Genomic DNA, 6,069 nt, shown 5'->3' on the forward strand with positions numbered 1-6,069 from the left:
GCCCGGTCGCGCTCAGGCGGCGTGTCGTCGGCCGTTCGCCGCGCCCGCCGTGCCGAGATCCGCCGGGGCATCGAGGACGCCCGTCGCCCGCACCACTCCTTCGGCGCCGGTGAGCGCGCCCGCCCGCAACTCGAGGCCGAGGAAGCGTTCGCGCGCGAACGGGCCGGGCAGCGTGAGGTCGGCCGCCAGCGCCCCCGAGAAGCCGAAGCGGTCGTAGTAGGGCGCGTCGCCCACGAGCAGCACGGCGCCGTGCCCGAGGGATTCGGCGCGTCCGAGGGCGGCATGCATCATGACCCGGCCGAGGCCCTGTCGCTGCAGCGCCGGGTCGACGGCGAGCGGCCCGAGAAGCAGGGCCGGCCGGGCGCCGGCCTCGACGGTCCAGAGCCGCAGCGTCCCGATCAGGCGCCCGTGGCGGGTCGCCGAGAAGGCGAGGCCGCGGGCGGGCAGGCGGCCTTCCCGCAGGCGCTCCGAAGTCTTCGCGCTGCGGTTCGCCCCGAAGCAGGCGTCGAGCAGGCGCTCGCGCGCCGCGACGTCGAGATGATGCTCCGCCCGGATCTGGATCATGACCGTAATCGCCCCGTCATGGCGTGACGCTCGAGGATCCGCGCATCCCTGCCGGCGACCGGATGAGAGCCGGCCGATCGGGATGCGCGGTCTGGGTTCAGATGCCGTAACGACCCGCGGCCGCCGAAGGTGCGGATCGGGTCAGATCACGATCTGTTGCAGCGGCGGGAAACCGTTGAAGGCGACCGCGGCGTAGGTCGTGGTGTAGGCGCCGGTGCCCTCGATCAGCACCTTGTCGCCGATGGAGAGGGAGACCGGCAGCGGGTAGTGATCGCGCTCGTAGAGCACGTCCATCGAGTCGCAGGTTGGGCCGGCCAGCACGCACGGCGCCATCCGGTCGCCGTCATGCGCAGTGCGGACGGGATAGCGGATCGACTCGTCCATGGTCTCGGCCAGCCCCCCGAACTTGCCGATGTCGAGGTAGACCCAGCGCACCTCGTCCTCCGCGGCCGACTTCTTCGAGATCAGCACGACCTCGGCCTCGATCAGGCCGGCGTTGCCGACCATGCCGCGGCCCGGCTCGATGATCGTCTCGGGCAGCTGGTTGCCGAAGTGCTTGGTGAGCGCGCGGAAGATCGCGTCGCCGTAGGATTCCACGCCCGGCACCTGCTTGAGGTACTTCGTGGGGAAGCCGCCGCCGAGGTTGACCATCGACAGGCCGATGCCGCGGAGCGCGCACTCGCGGAAGATGGTCGAGGCGGAGGCGAGCGCTCCGTCCCAGGCCTCGGTGTTGCCCTGCTGCGAGCCGACGTGGAACGAGACGCCGTAGGCCGAGAGGCCCTGGCGATGGGCGTGATCCAGCACGTCGACCGCCATCTCCGGCTCGCAGCCGAACTTGCGCGACAGCGGCCAGTCGGCGCCGGCTCCGTCGCACAGGATGCGACAGAACACCTGCACCGCCCCGGCCTCGATCCCGGCGGCGGCGGCGGCGCGGACGATCTTCTCGACCTCGGCCTCGCAATCGACCGCGAACAAGCGGATGCCGAGACGGAGCGCGCGGCCGATGCAGCGCTCCTTCTTGATGGTGTTGCCGAAGGAGATCCGCTCGGCGGTGGCGCCGGACGCGAGCGCCATCTCGATCTCGGCGACCGACGCGGTGTCGAAGCACGAGCCCATGTCGGCCAAGAGGCGCAGCACCTCGGGGGCCGGATTGGCCTTCACCGCGTAGAACACGCGGGTGTCGGGCAGCGCGCGGGCGAACGCGGTGTAGTTGTCCCGGACCACGTCGAGGTCGAGCACCATCACGGGGCCCTCGTCGCGGCCGAGGTCGCGGCGGACGCGCAGGAAGTCGCGGATGCGATCGGTCATGTCGATTCCAACCCACAGGTTCGCGGGGCCGCCCACGGGGGAGCGCGCCGTCGAAGATGTGACGGTCCAGGCGGACCGCCGGCGTCTGGGGCCGATGCGTCGCGCGGACCCGCGCGCTGTGGAGACGCGACGATCCGTGCGGGCGCGAAGAGCACCCGGAGGCTGCCGTGGATTGGACGGGGTTTTCCCATCCGCACGCCGGGCAAGGAGAAACAAGCCTCTTCGGTGCCGGCCTTTGGAGGGCCGACGAGACCAAAAAAGCCCGTTCGTCGTTGCTTTAAGCTGCGTCCCCCGTGGAGAGCGGGGTTCGCCGGTTTCGCCTCCGGCTGCCGGTTGTTGTCGGGGTCCGGTGTCGCCACCTGGATGCCGGCCGGAGGGGATCCACCCTGTCGACCATCGATCCTTTAAGACCCCTGGCGGCTGTCCGGCAGTTGGCCGGATGCCCACCAACCGACACGCGGCCACAGGCACGTGCGAAATTGGGCAGGGCGGATATACGGACGCCGCCGCGCCATCACAAGGAGAAATTGCCGCCACGCGGTGGGATTCCCTGTGCAGAGCGGGCAGCTGTTGCCAAAACGCAGCGCTCGGCCGTGGCCGGGCTTCCCAAGCGCGCGAAGAGGGGGCATCTGACGTCGGTCGACGGTGGCGACGCCCTGCCGGTCCGCGGCATCCGGGCGTCGTGCTGCGCGTGCGGCGGGCGGTGAGCGGCGGTCATCATGGTCGGGGTGAGACGGCGGACGATTCGGCCCCGGGGGACCGCGTGAGCCCGCAAGCCGACGGCGAGCTGAAGATCCGCCTCGCGCGCCTCGACGATCTCGATGCCCTGGTCGCCCTGGAGAACGCGACCTTCTCGACCGACCGCGCCGAGCGGCGTGCGATCCGCCACGCGATCCGCTCGCCCTCGATGAGCGTGCTGGTCGCCTTGCTGGAGGAGGAGGACGGGACCAACGTCCTCATCGGCGCGGCGACGCTCGAGCTCCGCCGCAACAGCCGCAACGCGCGGCTCTCGTCGATCGCGGTGTCGTCGTCCCGTTCGGGTCTCGGCCTCGGCGGGCGGCTGATGCAGGCGGTGGAGGACGAGGCCCGCCGCCACGGCTGCACCCGCCTGCGCCTCGAGGTCCGCGCCGACAACGGCGCCGGCCTGCGCCTGTACGAGCGGCGCGGCTACACCCGCTTCGACGTGCGCGAGGATTATTACGAGGATGGGATGGAGGCGTGGCGCTACGAGCGCCCGCTCGTCGACGACGCGCCGGGCACGGCGCAGGTGCCGCCCCGGCAGCGCCGGAGCGGCTGAGGCCGAAAGATCAGTCGCAGCGCTCCTTGCGCACCGTCTTGCGGTCGCCCTCGTCGTTGGTCGACGTGACCGTCTTCGTGGAGCAGCCGTCGCTGCTCTCGCGGGTCTCGACCGTCTTGCTCTCGGTCGCCGGCCGGTCGACGACGACGGTGTCCGGCGCGCCGCGCTCGATCACGGTGGTCTGGGCGGTGGCGGCCTGAACGCCCGCGAGGGCGAGGATTGCGGCGGCGGGAACGAGGATGCGCATCTGACGGGGACTCCGGGGAAGGTTTGGACCGGACGCGGAAACGGCCTTCGGCGCCAAACCGTTCCGGCGCGCCCTCGTCGTGCCGGATTCAGGGAATCTTACCGGCGCGGCGCTAGATCGAGGCCGCAGGCCGCGCTCGCTCGTGCCGGTTCGTCCCCGAAGGCTCGTTCGTCCCCGAAGGCTCGTCCATGGCCGTGATCGCCGCTTTCGTCCTGAATGCCGGGCTGAACTTCGTCCTCGGCCTGTTCATCGCCAAGCTGCTCGGGCCGGCCGACTTCGGACGGTTCGCACTGGCCACCGCGGGCACCCTGGTGATCACTACCGTGCTGTTCGAATGGCTGCGCCTGTCGGCGACGCGGTTCTATTCCGTGCGCGTGCGCCTCGACGAGCCGTGGATCCGCCACGGCCTCGACCGGGCCTACGCCATCCTCGCGGCGCTGCTGTTGTCCGCCGCGGCCATCGCCGGCGGCCTCGGTCTCGGCGACGGCCCCGACGGCCACGCCGCGATCCTGTCCGGCGCGATGCTGGCGGCGCTCGGCATCGGCGTGTTCGACTACCACGCCGCGCTCGCCCGCGCCCGCTTCGACGGTAAGCTCTACTTCGGCCTCGTCGCGGTGAAGAACGTGCTGGCCTTCGCGATGATGGCGGCGGCCGCCTGGTATCTGCGCCAGCCGGCCTGGGTGCTGGCCGCCGCCGGGCTGAGCCAGCTCCTCGCGGTGCTGATCCTGCGCCACCCGCTGCGCGACCCGGTGACGACGGTGGAGCATCATCGCCGGCGCGAGACCTGGACGCTGTTCCTGCGCTACGGACTGCCGCTGATCGCGGCCAACGCCGTCTACCAGCTCCTGCCGTTCCTCAACCGCGGCACCATCGCGGCGCAGGCGGGATTCGCCGAGGCCGGCTACTTCGCCCTCGCCGCCGACGTGACCGCACGCAGCCTGACCATGCTCGGCACGGCGCTCGACCTGCTGCTGTTCCAGCTCGCGGTCCGCGTCGAGGAGCTGCACGGACGTGCGGCGGCTGAACGTCAGGTCGCCGCCAACGCCGCCACGGTCTTCGCGCTGCTGCTGCCCTGCGCCGTCGGGTTCTGGGCGGTGCTGCCAGCGCTCGAGGCGCTCGTGGTGCCGGAGGCCTATCGCGGGCCGTTCGCCCTCTACGCGCTGCTGCTGATCCCGGGCCTGTTCTGCCTCGCGATGATGTTCTTCGCGATCAACCCGGTGTTCCAGATCCGTCGCCGCACCCTGCCGGTGATCGCGGCCGCGGCGGCCGGGCTCGCCGTCAACGGGCTCGGCCTGCTCGTCCTGCCGCCGCTGCTCGGCGGCGCCGGCGTGGCGCTGGCCCAGACGCTGGCGCTCGGCGCGGCCTTCGCCTGGCTGGCCGTGCGGGCCCTGACCGGACGCGACCGGCTCGTGCTGCCCTGGAGCGAGATCCTGTCGGCGAGCGCCGCCTGCGGCGCCATGGCCCTGGCGCTCACGCCGTTGCGCCATCTCGATCCGCCGCTCGCGCTCGGCCTCGCCGTGCCGCTCGGCGCCGGCCTCTACGCGGCCCTGGTGTGGATCTTCGACATCGCCGGCCTGCGCAGCCAGGTCGCGGGGCGCGTCCGTTCCGCCCATCCCCTGGCCGCAGAGTAGAGCGGTTCCACTTTGCAAGGCGGCCGCGATCCCGCATGATCGCGGCCACAAGGATGCCGCGCAGAAGGCATCCGCCGAAAACACGCGACCGGGCAGGAAACGATGCCATTCTACGAGCCCCGCGACGAGGGCGAGGCGGCCGAGATCGTCGGTGCGGCCGCCGGCCGGTCCGAGCGCCTGCGCCTCGTGGGCGGTGACACCATGGCCGGGATCGGCCGGCCAGCGCAGGACGAGGCGACCCTGTCGGCGCGGGCGCTCTCCGGGATCACCCTGTACGAGCCGGCCGAGATGGTGATCGCGGCGCGCGCCGGCACGCCGCTCTCGGAGGTCCAGGCGCTGCTCGCCGCGCGCGGCCAGATGCTGCCGTTCGAGCCGATGGACGCCCGGGCCCTGATGGGCAGCGCCGGCGCGCCGAGCTTCGGCGCGGTCGCGGCGGCCAACAATTCCGGGCCGCGCCGCATCAACGCCGGGGCCGCCCGCGACAGCCTGATCGGCGTGCGCTTCGTCAACGGCCGCGGGCAGCCGATCAAGTCCGGCGGCCGGGTGATGAAGAACGTCACCGGCCTCGACCTCGTGAAGCTGATGGCCGGCTCCTGGGGCACCCTCGGGCTGCTGACCGAGGTCACCTTCAAGGTGCTGCCGGTGCAGGAACGCATCGCGACCCTGGTCTTCTCGGGGCTCGACGACGCCCGCGCCGTCGCCGCGCTCGCCGCCGCGCTGGGCTCGCCGTTCGAGCTCACCGGCGCGGCGCACCTCCCCGCGGGGATCGACGGCGAGGACCCCCGCACGCTGATGCGCCTCGAAGGCTTCTCCGACTCCCTCGACTACCGCATCGGCGAGCTGCGCAAGCTCCTGAAGCGCTTCGGCGCCGCCGAAATCCTCGATGGCGAGCCCGGCGCCGCCTTGTGGACGGCGATCCGCGACGCGACGCCGTTCGCCGGCTCGGCGGACGCCGTGTGGCGTCTCTCGACCGCGCCGACGTGCGGGCCGGCGCTCGCCGCCGCGATCGGACGCGACGCCAT

6 protein-coding genes are annotated in these 6,069 nt (G+C 72.2%); 3 read left to right on the top strand and 3 right to left on the bottom strand.

Annotation, left to right across the window (positions count from 1 at the left end; genetic code table 11):
- Nucleotides 1–12: 12 nt before the first annotated feature.
- A complete protein-coding gene (locus FV230_RS23125) occupies nt 13–564 on the bottom strand; it encodes an N-acetyltransferase (RefSeq protein ID WP_147844067.1) in 552 nt (183 codons plus the stop codon).
- A 141-nt stretch (nt 565–705) separates the two neighbouring features.
- Nucleotides 706–1,872 (bottom strand): type III PLP-dependent enzyme, encoded by a 1,167-nt coding sequence (locus tag FV230_RS23130; protein WP_147844068.1) that lies wholly within the window; start codon nt 1,870–1,872, stop codon nt 706–708.
- Nucleotides 1,873–2,635: 763 nt separating this feature from the next.
- Between FV230_RS23130 and FV230_RS30970 the strand changes: the two genes are divergently transcribed.
- Complete coding sequence (locus FV230_RS30970; protein WP_246694962.1) at nt 2,636–3,169, top strand: GNAT family N-acetyltransferase; 534 nt, start codon at nt 2,636–2,638, stop codon at nt 3,167–3,169.
- 10 nt (nt 3,170–3,179) lie between these two features.
- Here the strand turns inward: FV230_RS30970 and FV230_RS23140 are convergent, their stop codons facing one another.
- Complete coding sequence (locus FV230_RS23140) at nt 3,180–3,416, bottom strand: hypothetical protein (protein ID WP_147728402.1); 237 nt, start codon at nt 3,414–3,416, stop codon at nt 3,180–3,182.
- A gap of 188 nt (nt 3,417–3,604) precedes the next feature.
- On the opposite strand from FV230_RS23140, the gene FV230_RS23145 reads away from it, so the two are divergent.
- Nucleotides 3,605–5,047 carry a polysaccharide biosynthesis C-terminal domain-containing protein gene (locus tag FV230_RS23145; protein ID WP_147844070.1) on the top strand — a complete coding sequence of 481 codons (1,443 nt, stop codon included), beginning with the start codon at nt 3,605–3,607 and terminating at the stop codon, nt 5,045–5,047.
- 102 nt (nt 5,048–5,149) lie between these two features.
- Nucleotides 5,150–6,069, top strand: a 920-nt coding sequence (locus FV230_RS23150; RefSeq protein WP_147844071.1) for an FAD-binding protein, incomplete at its 3' end; no start/stop codon positions are given.

Source organism: Methylobacterium sp. WL6, assembly GCF_008040095.1.
In the GTDB taxonomy this organism is placed as follows: Bacteria; Pseudomonadota; Alphaproteobacteria; order Rhizobiales; family Beijerinckiaceae; genus Methylobacterium.

Coding starts and splice junctions, on each gene's coding strand:
- FV230_RS23125 (WP_147844067.1), bottom strand. CDS start 564: ATGATCCAGATCCGGGCGGAGCATCATCTCGACGTCGCGGCGCGCGAG.
- FV230_RS23130 (WP_147844068.1), bottom strand. CDS start 1,872: ATGACCGATCGCATCCGCGACTTCCTGCGCGTCCGCCGCGACCTCGGC.
- FV230_RS23140 (WP_147728402.1), bottom strand. CDS start 3,416: ATGCGCATCCTCGTTCCCGCCGCCGCAATCCTCGCCCTCGCGGGCGTT.
- FV230_RS23145 (WP_147844070.1), top strand. CDS start 3,605: ATGGCCGTGATCGCCGCTTTCGTCCTGAATGCCGGGCTGAACTTCGTC.